We start from the raw sequence: 18,840 nt of genomic DNA on the forward strand, positions 1-18,840 counted from the left end.
GCTACGGCTACGACCGCACCGGCAACCTGACCCACAGTACCGACCAACGGATGGGAACGACCCACTTCGAGTACGACAAACTGGGCCGGATTACCCAAGCGGGTAATGAAATGTTCGCCTTCGACCCCGCACACAATATCCTCGACATCCCGACGGAAAAGGTCAAACCATACCCTGCCCCCTCTCCCGTGGGAGAGGGTCGGGGAGAGGGCAAAACGACCGCGCCGATTTCAGACGGTCGCTCCGCCATCACCGACAACCGCCTGAAAACCTACAACGGCACGACCTATTACTACGACGACCTCGGCAACCTGATCCACCGCGAGCTGGCCGACGGCGAAGTGCAGAACTATTTCTACGATCTGCATGACCAACTGGTTAAAGCCGAAATCTTCAAAAAAGACGGCACGAAAGAGACTTGGGCCTACAGCTACGACGCCCTGGGAAGAAGGATAGGCAAAGGCCGTCTGAAAAACGGAGAAGTTTCAGAAACGTCATTCCCGCATGATTTAGGCGGGAACGGCCTCGAAAACCAAACCCGCTTCGTTTGGGACGGCAGCCACCTCTTACAGGAAGTCCACCCGGACGGCAGATATACCTATCTCTACACCGATCCCGACAGCTACGAACCTTTGGCACAAGTACACAACCACACCAATGCCAAAGGCGAAAGCCACCAGCAAATCCACTACTTCCATTGCGACCAAATCGGCATCCCAAGAGAGATGACCGATAAAGACGGCAACCTCTTATGGTTCGGCAACTACACCGGTTGGGGCCGTCTGAAAGAGGAAACCAAGGTAACGGATAGCGCATACCAACCCTTCCGCCTGCAGAACCAGTATGCCGACCTTGAGACAGGGCTGCATTACAACTTCTTCAGGTATTATGAGCCGAACGTCGGGCGGTTTGTGAATCAGGATCCGATTGGGTTGTGGGGCGGAAGCAATTTTTATCAGTTTGCGCTGAACATGCAGAGGTGGATTGATGTATTAGGTTTGACTGGGAAATGCCAAAACTGTCCGCCAGGAACCATGCCAACAAAAGATATTCACTTCATGCAAAGCAGCGCAAAAAATCAAACAGGGGATTATACAGTTCTACAAAATGCGGCAGATTTAAAATCTGGTAAGTTAGATCCTAATATTTTAAGAATTAATATTTGGAAAGACGAGAGTGGCAAAACATGGACTTTAGACCACCGTAGATTGGCTGCTTTTAAAATTGCGAAAATAGAATGCACTCCTGTTCAAGAAGCAAATTCTAGTATGGTAAAAAAACAAATGTGGAAAATGACTACTAAAACGGAAGGTAAATCAATGACTTTAAAACTTGGCAACGGCAAGAATCTAATTGTTCGATGAGGATTAAATTATGGAAATTAAAAATAGAGATGACTTTCTAGTTTTTTTAAAAGAATTCATTACTGAAATTTATACAGAAGATTTTGAAAATAATACACTAGATAGCTTTTTAGAAGCCATGAAAAATTGGATTGAAGACATGGATGGATACTATAAAAATATAGGTATGAAAGAATATAACGACAAAACTTTAAATTGGAGTATGCTAGCAGACATTTTGAATGCCTCACGAATATATGAATAGCAATAAGTAAGCGTAGGTTGAACTGAGTTCAGCTTATTATAGATTGGATTGAATTCCAACAAAACTGTAAGGTTGTCTGAAAAAATATTTTTCAGACAACCTTCGTCTCGAAGAGCAAACCCGCTTCGTTTGGGACGGCAGCCATCTGTTACAGGAGCAAATTTCAGACGGCACCTATATTTACACCGATCCAGATTCCTACGAGCCTTTAGCCCAAGTCCGCGATTGGACAACTAAAGACAGCGAAAGTCGACAACAAACCCGCTACTTCTACTGCGACCAAATCGGCATCCAGAGAGAGATGACCGATAAGGACGGTAATCTGGTTTGGTTCGGGGATTATTACGGCTGGGGCCATCTGAAAGAGGAAACCCGAGTAACGGATAGCGCATACCAACCCTTCCGCTTACAGAACCAGTATGCCGACCGCGAGACGGGGTTGCATTGCAACCTCTTCAGGTATTACGAGCCTGATGCGGGACGGTTTGTGAATCAGGATCCGATTGGGTTGGAAGGTGGCAGTAATTTATATAGGTTTGTACCAAATACTGTTTAATGGACTGATCCATTTGGATTATTCAGCTTCGCAGGAACTATTTCCAGCCCTGGTGGCTTTGGCAGTTCAGTATACTGGCCGTCAGCGTGCAGCTGCTGCTAATAATGCAGCGGCTGCGATTATCGCATCCCAGTCAAAATCACATACTGCTGTTGGGCGATGCAATAAAGATGAAAAAGACCCTTGTTCACAATTTCCCACAAAAAATGCTGCAAGAATTATTGCTTTAAAAGAAGCTGGTATTCCAACAAGTTCAACCCCTATTGCACAAAATATAACACCTAACTGGGAACAATATATGTATAAAAATCCAAATGGTTCACGAACACCACTCATTGTTTCACACCATCCCTCTGATGCAAAACATCCTTGTCCGCACTGGCATGTAGGTACTGCCAAAATGGATGGAAATCTTGTTCAAAAAAGAAATAATGGGAATGGTACATTTTCTTGGAAGTACTACAAAGATAATGTAACCGTACAACATAGGAGATAGTATTATGACAACTTTAAAAGATAGGATTTTTACTTTAAAACAGAATAATTTAATGAAAAAAATGAAAGAAACTCATTTTTTAAATAATTTAATTTCAGATTCTGAAAAATTTATTCCATATCCACTCTCATGTGAAATAATAAATCGTACTTTTACCTCCTACAGAAATATAGAATTATTAAAAGATAATTTTAGTTTATCGATAAAAAATGAAATATTAAATTTTTTTGTACCAGAGAAAAATGATATTGCTTATGTGTACTTTTATGGAGGAATAAATGATTCGGCTGAAACACCAATAGAATTATTCCCCTTGTTTATTATCAAAATAAAAAATATTAGCAATTGGCTAGAATTGATAAATAAACCTAATTTTTATTGTTTAAAATTCTTTAGCAATAATATAGATAAAGTTATCGATATATCTCTACTCGACAATGAGGAAGATGTGTTATCTGTTTCTATTGGAGTGAACGCTTAACTTTAAAAATAAATAAACTATTCCAGCAGAAACAATCTTTGGCTTTGTATAACTTAAAGGTGTTTACAATGAAAGAATTATAAGAGATTGCCGTGAATGTCGGTCATCTCTTTCGGTATGCCGATTTGGTCGTTGTGGAAATAGGCGAGGTATTGTTTACCGTCTTTGGCCGTTGTCAAAGACTTGTGCCAGCGGTTTGTAGCTGCCTTTGTAGGTGTACTCCTGCAATAGGCAGGCTACCATCCCAGACGAAGTGGGTGCGTTTCGGGTCGGTACTCATCCAGGCGAGTTTGTCTTGACGTTCTTTGGAGAGACTTCGGCCGAACGGGTCATAGGCGTATGTCCAAATTTCGGTATTGCCTGCGGGCTTTTTGATTTCGGCGCGGACGAGTTGGTTTTCTAGATCGTATTGGTAATATTGGTTTTCGCCATTGGGCAGCTGGCGGTAGATCAGGGTGCCAAAGCAATGGTAGCAGTTAAGGAGATTACCATTGCCAAGATTATATCCTTTGTCCTTCTCCCTGGGGGTGGAGGAAGGATTGCATTGGCAAGATCATATGACTATTCTCTACTCTTATTCCGCTATCCCATAATTCAGTGGTAGAGTCACAGTAAAATTAAACAGCCAAATTTCTCTTAAAACCTATTGATTTGATACTAAAAATTGGAGTACTATGAGCACACTCTCTAGAGTATCATTAATTCTCATTTGACATATAGGAACAAAACAGCGGAATTTGTAGAAGAATAGGGAAAAGGAAATTAATTTATATTATGTTAAATTCATAATACTAGTATTTTAGCCTGTTAGGCCGTCTGAAATCACGTTTCAGGCAGCCTTTATTTCAGACAGCGCAGTCACCTAAAATCGCCTGTTCCCCATCCAATCAAACTTTCAGACGACCCCGCCGGATACGCATAGTTTAATCATCGACAGGAGAAGCACCATGCCTTCCGCCAAACTCATCCAAAAGCTCAAACCCGCCCTGCAAAACCCGCTTCCGCCCGAACAAGACGGCATTCTGTTGTGCCTCGATTCCGACACCGTAACGGGCGACAACGCCAAATACATGAAAATTACAACCGCCTTGCCCGTTGGTACGATTTCGGCGAACGCTGGATAGCCCGCCTCAAATACGGCAACAGCATCAACGAGACACGGCGCAGCCTGATGGGCGAACTGGAGTGGGCGGCAGGATTGCACCGCACTCTACGTCTCCATCGGCACAGGTACCGATTTAAACCACCTGCCCGCCGACATCGACCCCGCCGCTGGACTTGACCGGTGCCGACCTGTCGCTCGGCATGTTGGAACGCTGCCGCGACGTGTGGCAGAAAAAAGCGGCAGGCTTGGACTTGGTACACTGCAACGCCGAAAATTTACCCTTTGCCGACAATATGTTCGACGTCGTATTCCATGTGGGTGGCATCAATTTTTTCAGCGACAAACAAAAAGCCATCAACGAAATGCTGCGCGTCGCCAAGCCCGGCACCAAAATCATGATTGCAGACGAAACCACCGACTTTATCCAGAAACAATACAAAAAAAGCCTATTCACGCGGAACTACTTCCAAGACACCGATTTCGACCTGACACAAATCGAAAACTGCATCTCCGAAACCGTACAGGAAAAGAAAAAGCGGCTGCTGTGGAGCAACCGCTTTTACTGCATCATCTTCCGCAAACCTGCCTAAAACAGGTGCTGCGTTTGTTTTTTCAGACGGCCTCAAAATCTGAAAAGGCCGTCTGAAAAATAAAAAGCAGCCTGCACTCGTTACAAAAAAGTGCAGGCTGCTTTTACACTCTCAGGTAGCCTTTCAGACGACCTTAATGCAGATTCGCTTTAAAGAACTGCTCAAACTTATCAAACGGAATCTTGCCAGTGGTGTTGTCATACAAATCCGTGTGGTTCGCACCCGGCACGATGTACAGCTCTTTGTTTTTGCTACCCAGAGATTTGAACGCGTCTTCGCTGAAATAGCGTGAGTGTGCTTTTTCACCGTGGACGATTAAAGCGGGGGCGCGCAATTCGCCGGCACGTTGCAGGATGGGCATATTGATGAACGCCAGCGGTACGGTGGTCGCCCAAGAACCTTGCGGATTGGAGTTTACCGCGCGGGGATGGAAGCCGCGTTTGGTGCGGTAGAAATCGGCGTATTCGGCGATAAATTTCGGCGTGTCGGCGGTAATGTCTTTGAGGTCAAGGTTGTTGGCGGGCGCAAGGGTGGCGTAACCGTTTTGCGCTGCTTCCCAGCGACCGTTGTTCAGTTGCACTTTCATTTGGTAGCGCGCTTCGGCAGTTTGCGCAGGGGCGCGGTCGTAGTCTCCTTGTGCGTTCTGCTTCATGTTGATTTCGTAGCCGTTGGCCATCACGCGGGTCATGTCGTACATGGTGCTGGTGGCAACGGCTTTGATACGGGTATCGCCCACGGCGGCGTTCAACGCCATGCCGCCCCAACCGCAAATGCCCAAGATGCCTATTTGTTCGCGGTTCACGAAGTTTTGCAGGCCGAGAAAATCAACGGCGGCGGAAAAGTCTTCAGTGTTGATGTCGGGCGACTCCATATTACGCGGTTCGCCGCCGGATTCACCAAGGTAGGACGGGTCAAACGCCAAGGTTACAAAACCGCGTTCTGCCATCGCTTGGGCATATAGACCGCTGGATTGCTCCTTCACCCCACCGAACGGGCCGGCTACCGCAATTGCGGGCAGTTTCTGGCCTGAACGGATGTTTTTCGGCACATACAAATCGCCAACCAATGTGATGCCGTAGCGGTTTTTGAATGTTACTTTGTGGTGTTCCACTTTATTGGACTGGGGGAAAATTTTGTCCCATTCTTGGGTAAGCTGCATGGTTTGAACTCCTTTTATCGGGGTAATGGATACGTTTGCCAGCGCAGGGGCAGACAAAGTCAATGCAACGGCGGCTGCGGCAGCAGCTTTCAGGAATGATTTTTTAACTTGATTTTTCATGGGTTTGCTCCGTGATTTGCTTATCGAAAGAGTGCATTATAGGGATGGACTGTTTGGCAAACAATGAATAAAATCTGAATTGTTAATTCTAAAATTTGGAACAATTAAGGTGCAGGCTGCCTGAAAAGGTTTTCAGACGGCCTGAACCAATCTCTTGAAATCAAAATGGACAAACTCAACGCCCTAAAATACTTCTGTTCCGCCGCCGAGACCCTGCAATTCCGCGAAACCGCGCTGCGCCTGTCCGTTTCGCCGCAGGTGGTAACGCGTGTGATTGCCGAATTAGAACAACACCTCGGCGAACAGCTTTTTACCCGCAACACACGCAATATCCACCTGACCGAGTTTGGCACAGCCTTCCTGCCGCGCGCCCAGCAGCTCCTTGCCGACAGCGAAAACCTGTTTTCTGCCGCCAAAGAAAAAGACGAGATACGCGGCATCGTCCGCATCACCGTACCGCAGTGGAGCGATAACGGCCGCATACTCACCCGCCTGCTGGAAAAATGCGCTGACTATCCCGAAATTTATTTCGATTTGCGCGGCAACGACGCCAAACTTAACGCGGTGGAAAACCAACTCGATATCGGCATCCGCATCGGCACACAGGCGGAAGATTTGATGATTGTCCGCAAAATCTGCGACATCACCGACAAAATCGTCGCCTCCCCCGCCTATCTCGCCCGCTACGGCACGCCGCAAAGCCTAGACGAATTAACCGGCCGTTTCCCCGCATCGTCGCTCATTAACGCCAACACCAACCGCCCGTGGGGCTGGCCGCTCAACGCAGAAATGCACGTTTTTCCAAAAAACATCCGTTTCATCACGGACGACCCTGCCAACGAACTCGCCGCCGCACTGGCAGGCAGTGTTGCCGCCTATATCCCGGAACATCTGTGCCGAATCCACCTGCAAAACGGCGAACTAGTGGAACTCTTCCCCGAAATCCCGCGCCGCCCGTGGCAACTCTACATCTACCGCCCGCAACGCACAGTAACTCCCGGGCGCGTGTTAAAGGTGTTCGACTGGCTGACGGAGGTGTTGCGGGAAATGTATGATAAAGAGGCTACCTAAAAATCAAGAAGGCTCAAGCGACATTCATCGTCTGTTTCCGCTTGCCTTCAGGTCGTCTGAAAACACATTTACAAACTCAAACATCAGAATATCCATACCCAATACGGCTTATGCTGAAATCCGATACTCCGGACAGATTTAGCGTCTTTATTAGGTCTCAACCCAAGCTGCATTTACCGATTTGAATCGGCTATACTACCGCCTTTCCTTAAAACACACATCGTCATGAGTACCAAAAAATTTCCCATCCCCCTCAGCTATTTCAGCATGCCGTTGGGGCTTTTCGCGCTCGGTTTGTCTTGGCGTTACGGCGCGCGTATCGGGCTTTTACCGAATTGGGCTGCGGAAACGTTGTTAGCCGCTGCCTTTGTGCTTTGGCTGCTGCTGGTTATTGCCTACATCATCAAAATCCGTTTTTTCCGCCGAGAGGGTTGATTTTGCTGGGAACGGCGGGACAGTTGGCATTTGCCATGTACCGCGCAGGCGGCTTGTGGCGCGGCGTCCATAACCTTGATGCCACCACGCCGATTGTTTACCTGCCCACCGTTGCCACCAATTTTGTCAGCGCGACCGCAATGGCGACATTGGGTTTATCGGATTACGCTTGGCTGTTTTTGGGCGCGGGACTGTTTTCATGGCTTAGCTTGGAAGCCGCCATATTGAGCCGTTTGCGCACCGGCACACCCGTCAACGCCCCTGTGCGCGGTATTGTCGGCATTCAACTTGCGCCCGCTTTTGTCGGCTGCGGCGCCTATTTCGCCGTATCGGGCGGGCACATCGATACCTTCCCGCTGCTTTTAATCGGCTACGGCTGCCTGCAATTCCTGCTACTGCTACACCTTCTGGCTTGGATGCTGGAGAAAGGATTTAGCCCCAGTTTTTGGGGTTTCTCGTTCGGTTTGGCGGCAATGACGGGCTGCGGTTTTCATTTGATCGCCGAACAGCGTTTACTGTTTTTAGGCTATTTCCTCGCCACCACAGGCTCCGGTTTGGTGATGTTGCTGTTGCTGGCGACTTTGAATTTGGCGAGACAGGGGCGCTTGTTGGTGAAATGAAAAATCGTGCGGCTTAAAGGTGTTATAAAACGGACATAGTCTCAGGTCGTCTGAAAACTATATTTGGAAATTCAAACCGATGAAGATAAACCCTAAAAACGGCAGCATTATCCTGCCAGACGGCAACATTATTAGCGCGCGCACCACGCTTGATGATTGGATTGCATGCTTCCCAAAATCCAGCCCGAATCATCTGCAAGCGGGAATAACATTTTTCGGTTTGTCATTTACCAAACAGTCCGAACAATACACCCTTACCGCCCAGTTCGAGCAGCAGCGGCTGGAGAGCTTATCCATATTCTTCTGCCCGATAGGCGAGGACAACAGCTGGGCAGCATGGTCGGAGGAGCGCGAATTGCAACGCAGAAAACAATTTGATCGATGGCTGGATAAGCAGCTGGGCGATGCCCCTTGCGCCATTGAAACATCGGCATCTGGCAAATGCCGTCGATTTACATGGGGCAATGCGGGCGCGTATTACTACAATAAAGACGGCAGTACGATGATCGTCATCAGTTATCGCTGAACGCCTTTCAAAGGATGCCCCATGCACTACCGATCGCTCAACGCCGTTCTGGAACAATACCACCATCCCTCCTCCCCAAACAGCCTCGCCCTGCATATCGACCGTCAAACGCAAGGCTACCTGAAACTCCACACACCCGACGGCATCAGCCTGACTTATCAGGACGACCCCGTGTTCTGGTCGTTCTTCAGCCACGATTTATACGACGCTTACCTCATCCGCAGCTACGCCGAAAGCTGGCAGGCATACCAGCCCGTCGCAGATGGACAAGCATTCCAAGCCGTACCGTCCCAAAGGCCGTCTGAACGCCCCTACTCCGAAGCGGGTATCTTTTCAGACGACCTTCAAAACACATTCAGCCGCCCCGCCCTGCAAGCATTCAACCAACACTAGGCATTCTCCGCAACGATACCGACCTGCGCCGCGCTATCGCCCAACTGAGGCTTTGGAAACAAAACCAAGCCGAGCCGCACACCGTGTTCGAATACGAAAACCGCAACCTGCTCGAATGCAGCCTCACCGTCGTCCAAGCCGCATACAGGCGGAGACAGAACATCGGAGCATATTTTAATAGTGATTGTTAAGGCTGATAGTGAAAACTTTTCTCCAATAAATAACGTCATTGACTGAAAAAGAAAAGGTTCACACATGATTAAGGAAAGATTGAAAGAAAGTAGGAGAAACGGTGGAAACTAAAATGCAGGGATTGGCAGTAGTTATAAGTGATAATAACTAATCAACAATGGTCTTTGCATTTTGTGGAGAGAAAAAAGCTAGGATTAATGAAATAAGACCATCTGAACAGTTTTGAATAAGTTCAAACAAAGTTGGCACAATTCACTATCTTTACCCTACTCTATTTCGCTAGGCTACAATTTCGCCAGGCTACGATTAATGATAAGATTACAGTAAAATTAACCAGCCAAATTTCTATTAAAACCTATTGATTTGATACTAAAAATTGGAGTACTATGAGCACACTCTCTAGAGTATCATTAATTCTCATTTGACATATAGGAACAAAACAGCGGAATTTGTAGAAGAATAGGGAAAAGGAAATTAATTTATATTATGTTAAATTCATAATACTAGTATTTTAGCCTGCTAAGTCCTGTTTCTTCTAGTTGTACAATCACTTACAGAATTCAAATATAAAAGGCCATTTGAAGAATTTCAGATGGCCTTCTCTTTATCAATATCCATGAAACCAATTCAGATCACAGTTTTATTCCAAAGCATGATTAAATTTCTTTTATAGAATTTTAGATAGTCCTATTCATTGACTGCCACCACTTTCCCAAACCCGTCCGCGCTTTGCAAAAAACGGTGGGCTTCGGGAACTTGTTCCAATGTAAACACGCGTTCAATTAAGATTTTCACATTAAATTGCCAGATATAGTCAAACATCGCATCCAGCTTGGCTTGCGACACATTGCCCGAATAAAAGGCGGTGAGATAGCTGTTGTTTTTGAGTTCGATAATCGGATCAAAATCGTTCACGTACCATATATTACCTAGCTGCCCTGTATTGCAGATGATGCCGTGTTCGTTGATGTGGGTGAAAGAATCACACAAAGTTGCTGGCCCGACCAATTCCAGAATTTTGTCATAGTTTTGGTTTGTTTGTAGTTTGCCATCGGCTTCAGTAATCACTTCGTCAAATCCGACCGCTTGCAAATGGGTAGCTTTGGCAGGATTACGCGTTGAACCGTGCAATACGATATGCGGAAACTGTGCTTTAAGAAGCTACGCAAAGGCTATGACCACACCGCTGCCGGCACCACGCACCAACACACGATCTTGCGGCCGCGATACGAAGCTGCTGCAACGAGCCGAATGCGGTGTAGTAGGTTTCGGGAATTGCGGCAAGGGTTTTCCAATCCAAATCGGTATGAACGGGGTAAATTTGCTCGTTGGGCAGCAACACATATTCGGCGTAGCTGCTGTCAAAGGCGCGCCCCATTTCGCCCATAATAGAGACGACCTTTTGTCCGACCGCCAGCGCGGGTGTGGAACTTTGCGCCACTTCGCCTACACATTCAATGCCCAAAATGCGTGGAAACTGCACGGATGGCGATTTGCCTTCACGCATGAAAATCTCAGAATGGTTGATGCCGAAGCCTTTAATTTTTACCAGTGACCAACCCTCTTTGATATCAGGTGTTGGCACGTCTTGATAAATTAGTTGTTCCGCTCCGCCGGCTTGGTAGATTTTTACGGCTTTCATAATACCTCCCTAAGAATCTGATGCTTTTAGGTAGCCTACTGCCAATTTTACTTTCCTAACAACCCATTTTTCTCTAAATAATCCCGAGCCACGTTTTCCGCGCTTTCGCCTTGCACTTTCACGCGGTAGTTCATCTCGCTCATTTCCTCTTCGCTAATTTTTCCCGCCAGTCGGTTAAGTGCGGTCACAATTTGCGGATTTTTTTCGGCAAATTCTGCTTTCATCAATGGTGCCCCCTGATAAGCAGGAAACAGGGAAATATCATCTTTCAGCAGGCGCAACTGGTATTGCTTCAATTCTGCGTCGGTAGAAAAGGCCTCCACTAGGTCGATTTTTTCATTCAACAATGCCGTATAGCGTAAGGCAGGTTCCAAGCTAACAATATGTTTCAGCGTGATACCTGCTGCCTGCATGCCTTTGTAGCCGTCTGCTCGGTCGGTAAACTCCAGTGAGAAACCTGCTCGGATATCGGGCGCAGCCTGCTTTAAGTCGCTGATGACATTCAGTTGGTGCTCCGCGCCGTAGCTTTCTTTGACTGCCAACGCATAAGTGTTCTGATAAGACATTGGTGGCAGAAACTCTAACTGATATTGTTCCGCCAATAATTGTTTGCCCCGTTGATAGGTTTCATCTGGCGACAGATGGCGGTTCTTCTGTTCAGTTGGTACTTGTACTAAGGCTTCCAGCACTGTGCCGGTGAATTCAGGATAAATATCGATTTCGCCACTATTCAGTGCGCTAAACAGGAAAGTAGTTTTGCCAAAATTAGGTTTGACTGTGACTTTCACGTTCGAATTCTCACGTTCAATCAATAATTTATACATGTTAATCAGAATATCCGGCTCACTCCCCATTTTGCCGGCAACCACCACGTTTTTTGTGGCAGGTGTAAATGAAATCTGCGACAGACCGAGTGCGCCGAAGCCCACCGCCAATGCAAGAATAATCGGCAACTTGCGTCGCGATTTCTGCAACAGCCCGATAATGCCGCTTACACCGACAGCCAATAACGCGGAGAGTAATGCGCCGGTAAACGTCATTGTCATGTTGTTGCGGTCAATGCCGAGCAGAATCAGGTTACCCAAGCCGCCTGCGCCAATTAACGCCGCCAGAGTTGCCGTGCCGACAATCAGCACTGCCGCCGTGCGAATGCCCGAAATCATGGCAGGCAAAGCCATCGGCAGCTCAATCCGCCACAATGATTGCCAGCGCGATAGTCCGAATGCAGTGTATGCATCTTGAATCGATTGGTCGATTTGGGTCAGCCCCAAATAGGTATTTTGAAAAATCGGCAACAGTGCGTATAGCGTGAGTGCAATCAAGACGGGCGGCGAACCGATACCGACAAACGGAATCAGCAAACCCAGCAGCGCCAAAGACGGAATGGTTTGCAATATATTGGTAAACTGTAATACCACTTCCGCTGCCCGCTGTCTGCGCGCAAACAACACGGCCGCAGGCACTGCAATCGCCACTGCCGCGAGCAAAGCCAGGCCGGAAAGCCATAAATGCGTAAGCAGCATTTGCCAGAGTTCTGCTGGGGTAACGTTTAGGGATGAGAACATAGTTTTAAATTTTATGTTTAGTACATTGAATAATAGATGTTTATGTTTTCTTTACAGCAAGGTATTAGCGCCTTGAAAGAGGTTTCAGACGGCCTTCACCATCATAACACTGCCCTTCTCACAGCTTCCTGTCCCTGTTTATCCAACCGTAAGAATTGGTGGATGATGCGTTCGGCATCGGGTGCGTCGGCGGTGGAAAATAGCGATTGCACATAATCATTTGCCGGCTGCTTTTTGATTTCTTCAGGTGTGCCGATTTGTACCAGTTTGCCATTATGCATTACACCGATACGGCAAGCGAGTTTGGCGGCTTCCTGCATATCATGGGTAACGAAAACGATAGTGGTGCCAAATTTTTGGTGAATCATAGCAATTTGGTCTTGCAGCACGGTGCGCACCAGCGGGTCAAGTGCTGAAAACGGTTCGTCCATCAGCAGAACTTGGGGCTTGGCTGCAATGGCTCGCAAAATGCCGATGCGCTGCTGTTCACCGCCGGAAAGTTCGTGCGGATAGCGGTCGCGGTAGTGCGCAGGGTCAAGTTCCACCAGCTCCAATAATTCATTCACACGCGTTTTGCGTTCGGCTTTCGGCCAGCCCAGTACGTCAGGCATGAGTTCGATATTTTCCGCGACGGTCATGGTGGGAAAAAGCGCGATTTGCTGTAATACGTAACCAATTTGGTGGCGGAGCTGGCGGATGTCGTAGTCTTTAATCCGTTTCCCGTGCAGATAAACGTTGCCATCGGTCGGTTCAATTAGCGCGTTAATCATGCGTAAAGTGGTGGATTTGCCGCTGCCCGAGCCACCTACCAACACGAAAAATTCACCCTGATAAATGGTCAAATCCAAATCGCGCACAGCATATTTGCCGTTATAATGCTTGCCTGTGCCACGAAACTCGATAAATGGGACAAGATTATTTTGCATATTGTGTCTTTACTACGTCTTCAAAACTAAGCGGTGCTCGTCCCAACAACTGCGACAGGTCGTCTGAAACGGTAGCAAGCTCGCCTTTAGCAATGGCAGTGTAGGTAGAAACCCAGGCTTCAATCTGCCAATCGGGCGTGTCAGGATACTCAGCTTTGCGGCTGGCGAAGGCTTCTTCCACAATTTCATTGTGGTAGCAGTGCGGTTTGCCGGTGATTTCGGTTAAGACGGCGGCTATTTCAGCAAAACTTAATGATTGGGAACCGGTCAGTGTGTAGGTCTGATTATCGTGGTGGTGATCGTCGCAAGCGATGTTGGCAATGATGTTTGCCGCTGCTTGGGCAACATCGCGCTGTGAAACGCAGGCAACGCGCCCGTTGTCGGCTGGGCCTGCGATGATGCCGTCTGCGTTAGCAATTGTTGCCATCATCTCACTGTAAAAATTGTCGCGCAGAAAGGTGTAGCGCATATTTGTTTGCCGGATTGCATTTTCGGTAACCGCATGAGTGCGCGCCAGCGTGAAGGTACTGTCCAACGCCGCTTGAGCAAAAGAGAGATAGACAATATGTTTCACGCCCGCTTCCGAAGCAGCCTGCACCAAAGTCAAATGCTCCTGTTCGCGCATCGGACTTTCGGCGGCAGACACCATAAACAGCACGTCCACCCCATTTAAAGCCTGCTTAGCAAGCTCCAAATCGCCATAGGCAAACCGCCGCGCCTCGCAGTTCGGCAGATCGGGTACTTTGGCGGGGTTGCGCAGTGGCAGAATAAGCGGTAGGTCGCGTGTACTGAGGTGTTGGGCGACCATGCCGCCGATGTTGCCGCTGGAACCAGTGATGGCTAGATTCATGTTGTTATCCTTATGCGTTTTCTAAAGAGATAGCTTTGCCGTTTACAGGGTTTCTGTAAAACCATGTGCATGCTGCTTTTTGGGTTTCAGGTAGACTGAATAGATTTAAGGGATGGTTTATTAATGGTTATTTTATTGTAGCAGTTTTCCTGCATACGATAAGCCGCGAAAGACTTACTTAATTATTAAGCTGATATTAATAATTAGGTTAGGATATGTGGTCTTTCCGTTTTCTGGTCCCTTATGGCTTAAAACGGACCTCTTCTACTAGTTTTTAGAATTTAATTACCAAGTATTTGTACTGCATTTCTCTATTCTCAAAGAATTTAAAGAGCTTTGGGTATGTCCCCACGGTCCTATTCCACTACTAAATAATTAAGTGATAGAGTTATAGCATAATTAATATGTTAAGTTATAATTATAAATTATAATCATAACTTATTAATTTAATTAGTATTTTTAAAATTATTATTCTAAGCCACTTTCAAAGAACAGGATCTTTTGTATCGCTCAGTAGATATCTAAAATTCTAAAAACCATTTGAACTTAAAGATTCAAACGGTTTTTTAGTATCAATTTATTTATATTCCATGCTTTTACATACGGTTAAATTTTAAAATTTAATCTTCCTTCAAATCCAACCGCTTTCATCATCAAGCCCTGCCCGTACTCAAACCTGCCTTGCCATTTTCCCATAAAGTTTTCAGTAAAACTTTCCACGCCGACAATTTAGGATTGGGCTGTTTGCCTTGTCCAATCAAATCCATTTGCGTCATATACCAGTTCATTTCCAGCATCGCGCCCGCTTTTTTATCAACAAACGCTACGCCTGTTTGGATGCGGTCGGTTTGCACAGTTTGGTAGGTGCCGTTTTGCATTTGGTTCGCCAAATCGGGCACTAAAGCAAACGGGCGGGCGACACCTACCAAATCCAAATGTCCGCTGGATAAGGCGTCTTCCATGGCGTTCTGCGAACGGAAGCCGCCGGTGATAATCAGTGGAGCTTGGCTGACTGCTCGGGCTTTTTCGGCGTAATCGATGAAGAAGGCTTCGCGTTTGCGGGTGCTGTCTTTGGCGGCGAGCATTTGCGGGCTTTCGTAGTTGCCACCGGAAACTTCAATAAAATCAATGCCCATTTCCGACAGTTTTTGTACTACCTGCACCGATTCGCTTTCGTCAAAACCGCCTTTTTGGAAGTCCGCCGAATTGAGTTTTACGCCTACCAAGAAATCTTTATCCACGGCGGCGCGAATGGCGGTGTAGGTTTCCAAAAGGAAGCGCATACGGTTTTCCAAACTGCCGCCCCATTGGTCTTGGCGGCGGTTGTGGTGCGGCGAGAGGAATTGGCTGATGAGATAGCCGTGCGCGGCGTGAATTTGTACGCCTGAAAAGCCTGCCTGTTCAGCAATTTTCGCGGTTTGTACGAATTGCTGAATCAGTCCGTTGATTTCATCGGCAGTCAATTCACGCGGCGGATTGATAAAGCCGTCCATGCCTACCAACGGCACGGCGCTCGGCGCAAGTGGCGTTTTATTGACCACCGCAGGCGACTGTTTACCCGCATGATTGATTTGCATGATGAGTAATGTGTCATTCTGTGTGCCCGCTTTCGCCCATTTTTTCAGCATCTCAAGACTGCGGCCGTCTGAAACCACCACATCGTTTATCGAACCTTTACCGCTTTCGGCGACCATCACATTGCCCGTAACCAACACACCTGCACCGCCTTTTGCCCAAGTGTCGTAGAGGCGGACAAGTTTTTCAGACGGCTGGTCGTGTTGGGCAAGTTGTTCTTCCATAGCGGATTTGAAGATACGGTTCTTAGTACCCTTTCCGTTTTGAAAAGTGAACGGGGTAAATAACATAATTCTTTCCTTTAAGTTGATAAGTTTAAAAATGTAAACGCATTTGAGTAAAAATAAAGGGTTAATGGATAACCCTATTTTGAAAGTGGGCAATTTTGTGCCATCAAATCGGCAAGCTGTTTCAATTTCGCCACCGTATCCGCCATGGCAATACTGTAAAAACGCTCTTTGCCGACCTGCTCCACCGCCACCGCCCCGGCTTGCAGCATGATTTTCAAATGATGTGACACCGCAGGGCGCGACAGATGCAGATGCTCGGTCAGCTCATTCACATTCATCCTGCCGTGTTCCCACAATACATGCAGGATTTGATGGCGGTTTTCATCACTCAACACGGTAAAGATGGGAATGCACTCGCGCATTAAATTCATGGTTTGTTGCGGCATATTCGGCCTTTTAAGTTTATATGTTTAATAACTTGAACGCATTTTAAAGGGAACGATGGGGAATGTCAAAGGGAGTTTTCAGAAGATGGTTTTAGTGTACAAATCACAGCGTTTCATCAATCATTATCTCAGTCTGCAAGCCGTTTCAGACGACCTTTTCGTAAAAAAGAGCGGTCAAATTTTTAAGTGTTTTGCAAATCATCTTAAAAATTTGACCGCTTGCATCATTATCAAGACCGCAGCCGTCTGAAACATTGATAGACCGGTTACTGATATCCGCTTTCTGCTACTTTTGTCCATTTTGCCAATGTCTGCTTCATCTGTGCCTGAGGGATGAAGCGAGCCATCCGTTCTACTTCCTTGCCTTGATAAAACAGCAGCCATGCAGGTACGGTCAGCACGTGGAAACGTCCGGCCATTTCGGGTATTTCAGCAATATCGGCTTTTACGGCATACACATTTCCTTCCTCCGCCAAAGCTGAGTCAAGCTGGGCGCCCACGACCGTACAAACACCGCAGATTGGGGCTTTGATGTACAGTGATACTAAAGGGTGTGTGGCGATGGCCTGTTCGATGTCTTTCAAAGTGTGCAGTTGTTGCATGCCATGTCCTCCTTTGAGCGATTAAGCCCTTTTCTAGTTGTTCAGAAAAGGGGCTTTCAACGAAATGAAAACAAGAAAACGGTTTGAGTCGTCTAGATTTTTTCGACAACCACTTTTGCCCGCGCTTTCAGGCTGTTCAACACTGGCGAGCTGGCGGCGGAGCGGTCGGCGAAATTTTGCAGGGTAGGAAGGTCGGCGTCGGCTTTTACTTTTACGGTTAGCACCAGATTATCCAGTCCGCCGTAGCCATCTTCCATGCCGAACAGTTTGGCCAAGTCGATACCGCCACTTGCGGATATTTCAAACTGTTCCAGTTTCACGCCTGCCAATGCTGCTTGCAACTCGAAACCTATGGAGCAGCAGCCTGCCGCAGCGCTGATCAGGTATTCCACCGGATTTGGGGCGGCGTTTTCACCGCCCATGTTTTTCGGTTCGTCTGTGGTAAAGGCAGGGAAGCGGCGCACGGAGATTTCATTCTTCGTGCCGGATACCCAGCGCGAATCGGCGCGTAATACTGCCTTGCCTTTTGCATGGTCGTTTTCAACCGCTGCCATGGTAGTTCGGAAACGTTCGATATCTAACCCGTTAATCATGTTTTGTCCTTTCATATGATGAATTGCAGATGGTTTTTCGCTACACTTACACGCCCATTTTCCACGCGGAGATGCGCTTCAAATTATCCACCGTGTCGTGATTGACGATGGCGGCGAACGTGCCGTCCAGTTTGGCAATTTCGGCTTTGTCTTCATCGCTGAGAGCAAAATCAAAGACGTTCAAGTTTTCCGCCATACGTTCGGGTTTGGTGGATTTTGCTAACACGATGATGTCGCGTTCCACCAGCCAGCGGGTAATCACCTGCGCCATGGATTTGCCGTATTTCGTACCAATTAGCGACTGACAAAATGGTGGGCAAAAGCCCACCGCTTCAAGTTGATGTTTTATCATTAACCGAACACTTTTTTCAAATGTGCTTGGTAGTCTGCGAAGTATTGTTCTACTTGTGGATTTTTAACTACATCGTTACATGTAAATGTCGGTAGACGGGTCAAACCGATGAACTCGTTGAGTTTGTGGAAAGGCATGTACACAGCATCCACATCTTTGCCTTCAAAGAAGTCGCCTTCACGGGTGAACGCTTCAATCGGCGCATTCCAAGTAAGCGAAAGCATGTGTTTTTTGCCTTGCAATAAACCACCTGTACCGAAGCCTTCGGTCGGGCTGACACGATGACGGCCATCACTGTGGTAAAGCTTGCCGTGTCCAGCGATAAATACTTCGTCTATGTATTTCTTCACTGTCCAAGGCTCGTGCATCCACCAAACAGGCATCTGCCAAATCACGGCATCCATCCACAAGAATTTTTCGATTTCTGCCTCAACATCATAGCCAGCATCAATCACAGTTTCTTTTACATTGTGTCCAAGTGCGGTCAAAACTTCTTTTGCTTTTTTGTGAAGCGTGTTGTTTAACTCACCATGCGAATGGCCGAATTCTTTTCCACCGTTTAATAATAAAATGTTCATTTTTACTCCTAGAATAAATAATTTATAAAAAAGGTAAAAAAAGGGATGTGATGTTTACGGATATTGTCTTCTGTTTACTCTCATGAAGTTGCAGTCATTTTATGATTTGTTTTTATTGAGATCAATAGG

Annotated in this window: 21 protein-coding genes and 3 pseudogenes; 11 read left to right on the top strand and 13 right to left on the bottom strand. The window is 47.0% G+C overall.

The features are described 5' to 3' along the window. From ACTHTY_RS10520 to ACTHTY_RS10540, 5 genes are all read left to right on the top strand, one after another. The coding region (locus tag ACTHTY_RS10520) for an RHS repeat domain-containing protein (RefSeq protein WP_440367552.1) at window positions 1-1,364 on the top strand (1,364 nt) is incomplete at its 5' end. A gap of 10 nt (window positions 1,365-1,374) precedes the next feature. Next, entirely contained in the window at window positions 1,375-1,608 is a 234-nt protein-coding gene (locus ACTHTY_RS10525; protein ID WP_440367553.1) for a DUF7660 family protein, read from the top strand. Window positions 1,609-1,909: 301 nt separating this feature from the next. After that, the gene (locus tag ACTHTY_RS10530; protein WP_440367555.1) at window positions 1,910-2,164 is read left to right on the top strand and encodes an RHS repeat-associated core domain-containing protein; all 255 of its coding nucleotides are present in this window, start codon (window positions 1,910-1,912) and stop codon (window positions 2,162-2,164) included. Continuing rightward, complete coding sequence (locus ACTHTY_RS10535; protein WP_440367603.1) at window positions 2,112-2,660, top strand: hypothetical protein; 549 nt, start codon at window positions 2,112-2,114, stop codon at window positions 2,658-2,660. Before ACTHTY_RS10530 ends, ACTHTY_RS10535 begins: the two co-directional genes overlap by 53 nt. A 4-nt stretch (window positions 2,661-2,664) precedes the next feature. Next, window positions 2,665-3,141 (top strand): hypothetical protein, encoded by a 477-nt coding sequence (locus ACTHTY_RS10540; protein WP_440367557.1) that lies wholly within the window; start codon window positions 2,665-2,667, stop codon window positions 3,139-3,141. Window positions 3,142-3,221: 80 nt separating this feature from the next. Here ACTHTY_RS10540 and ACTHTY_RS10545 read toward each other — a convergent pair. Continuing rightward, window positions 3,222-3,682, bottom strand: a pseudogene (locus tag ACTHTY_RS10545) (hypothetical protein); the annotation flags it as partial. 406 nt (window positions 3,683-4,088) lie between these two features. Here ACTHTY_RS10545 and ACTHTY_RS10550 point away from each other — a divergent pair. Then, window positions 4,089-4,836: pseudogene (locus ACTHTY_RS10550) on the top strand (class I SAM-dependent methyltransferase). 133 nt (window positions 4,837-4,969) lie between these two features. On the opposite strand, the gene ACTHTY_RS10555 reads toward ACTHTY_RS10550, so the two are convergent. Next, window positions 4,970-6,115 (bottom strand): alpha/beta hydrolase, encoded by a 1,146-nt coding sequence (locus ACTHTY_RS10555; protein ID WP_440367559.1) that lies wholly within the window; start codon window positions 6,113-6,115, stop codon window positions 4,970-4,972. Window positions 6,116-6,280: 165 nt separating this feature from the next. Between ACTHTY_RS10555 and ACTHTY_RS10560 the strand changes: the two genes are divergently transcribed. The 5 genes and pseudogenes from ACTHTY_RS10560 to ACTHTY_RS10580 form a co-directional block, all read left to right on the top strand. Next, window positions 6,281-7,186 carry a LysR family transcriptional regulator gene (locus ACTHTY_RS10560; RefSeq protein WP_440367561.1) on the top strand — a complete coding sequence of 302 codons (906 nt, stop codon included), beginning with the start codon at window positions 6,281-6,283 and terminating at the stop codon, window positions 7,184-7,186. Window positions 7,187-7,411: 225 nt separating this feature from the next. Continuing rightward, window positions 7,412-7,621 (top strand): hypothetical protein, encoded by a 210-nt coding sequence (locus tag ACTHTY_RS10565; protein WP_440367563.1) that lies wholly within the window; start codon window positions 7,412-7,414, stop codon window positions 7,619-7,621. Continuing rightward, the gene (locus tag ACTHTY_RS10570) at window positions 7,522-8,241 is read left to right on the top strand and encodes a dicarboxylate transporter/tellurite-resistance protein TehA (RefSeq protein WP_440367564.1); all 720 of its coding nucleotides are present in this window, start codon (window positions 7,522-7,524) and stop codon (window positions 8,239-8,241) included. Before ACTHTY_RS10565 ends, ACTHTY_RS10570 begins: the two co-directional genes overlap by 100 nt. Window positions 8,242-8,320: 79 nt before the next feature. Then, window positions 8,321-8,767: a hypothetical protein gene (locus ACTHTY_RS10575; RefSeq protein WP_314513258.1), complete on the top strand. Its 447-nt coding sequence runs from the start codon at window positions 8,321-8,323 to the stop codon at window positions 8,765-8,767. 243 nt (window positions 8,768-9,010) lie between these two features. Next, a pseudogene (locus ACTHTY_RS10580) lies at window positions 9,011-9,351 on the top strand (L-aspartate oxidase); the annotation flags it as partial. A gap of 688 nt (window positions 9,352-10,039) precedes the next feature. Here ACTHTY_RS10580 and ACTHTY_RS10585 read toward each other — a convergent pair. From ACTHTY_RS10585 to ACTHTY_RS10635, 11 genes are all read right to left on the bottom strand, one after another. Next, window positions 10,040-10,483: a zinc-binding dehydrogenase gene (locus ACTHTY_RS10585; protein ID WP_440367566.1), complete on the bottom strand. Its 444-nt coding sequence runs from the start codon at window positions 10,481-10,483 to the stop codon at window positions 10,040-10,042. A 22-nt stretch (window positions 10,484-10,505) separates the two neighbouring features. Then, the gene (locus ACTHTY_RS10590) at window positions 10,506-10,994 is read right to left on the bottom strand and encodes an alcohol dehydrogenase catalytic domain-containing protein (RefSeq protein WP_440367567.1); all 489 of its coding nucleotides are present in this window, start codon (window positions 10,992-10,994) and stop codon (window positions 10,506-10,508) included. A gap of 47 nt (window positions 10,995-11,041) precedes the next feature. After that, window positions 11,042-12,559, bottom strand: a complete 1,518-nt coding sequence (locus ACTHTY_RS10595; protein ID WP_440367569.1) for an ABC transporter permease/substrate-binding protein — start codon at window positions 12,557-12,559, stop codon at window positions 11,042-11,044. 101 nt (window positions 12,560-12,660) lie between these two features. Then, the gene (locus ACTHTY_RS10600) at window positions 12,661-13,485 is read right to left on the bottom strand and encodes an ABC transporter ATP-binding protein (RefSeq protein WP_440367571.1); all 825 of its coding nucleotides are present in this window, start codon (window positions 13,483-13,485) and stop codon (window positions 12,661-12,663) included. Further along, a complete protein-coding gene (locus ACTHTY_RS10605; protein WP_440367572.1) occupies window positions 13,475-14,335 on the bottom strand; it encodes an SDR family oxidoreductase in 861 nt (286 codons plus the stop codon). The genes ACTHTY_RS10600 and ACTHTY_RS10605 overlap by 11 nt, the downstream gene beginning before the upstream one ends. Before the next feature lie 653 nt (window positions 14,336-14,988). Continuing rightward, window positions 14,989-16,200 (bottom strand): NADH:flavin oxidoreductase/NADH oxidase family protein, encoded by a 1,212-nt coding sequence (locus tag ACTHTY_RS10610; protein WP_440367574.1) that lies wholly within the window; start codon window positions 16,198-16,200, stop codon window positions 14,989-14,991. 74 nt (window positions 16,201-16,274) lie between these two features. After that, on the bottom strand, window positions 16,275-16,586 hold the full coding sequence (locus ACTHTY_RS10615) for an ArsR/SmtB family transcription factor (protein ID WP_440367576.1): 312 nt from the start codon (window positions 16,584-16,586) through the stop codon (window positions 16,275-16,277). Between the two features lie 266 nt (window positions 16,587-16,852). Then, a complete protein-coding gene (locus tag ACTHTY_RS10620) occupies window positions 16,853-17,188 on the bottom strand; it encodes a thioredoxin family protein (protein WP_440367577.1) in 336 nt (111 codons plus the stop codon). A 92-nt stretch (window positions 17,189-17,280) separates the two neighbouring features. Further along, complete coding sequence (locus ACTHTY_RS10625; protein ID WP_440367579.1) at window positions 17,281-17,781, bottom strand: OsmC family protein; 501 nt, start codon at window positions 17,779-17,781, stop codon at window positions 17,281-17,283. 46 nt (window positions 17,782-17,827) lie between these two features. Then, window positions 17,828-18,133, bottom strand: coding sequence for an aldo/keto reductase (locus ACTHTY_RS10630; protein WP_295666805.1), 306 nt, complete (start codon window positions 18,131-18,133; stop codon window positions 17,828-17,830). Next, a complete protein-coding gene (locus ACTHTY_RS10635) occupies window positions 18,133-18,711 on the bottom strand; it encodes an NAD(P)H-dependent oxidoreductase (RefSeq protein WP_023887408.1) in 579 nt (192 codons plus the stop codon). The genes ACTHTY_RS10630 and ACTHTY_RS10635 overlap by 1 nt, the downstream gene beginning before the upstream one ends. Between the last annotated feature and the right edge of the window lie 129 nt (window positions 18,712-18,840).

Origin of the sequence: Neisseria sp. P0019.S002, from assembly GCF_051957155.1 — a bacterium.
Classification (GTDB): Bacteria; Pseudomonadota; Gammaproteobacteria; order Burkholderiales; family Neisseriaceae; genus Neisseria; species Neisseria perflava.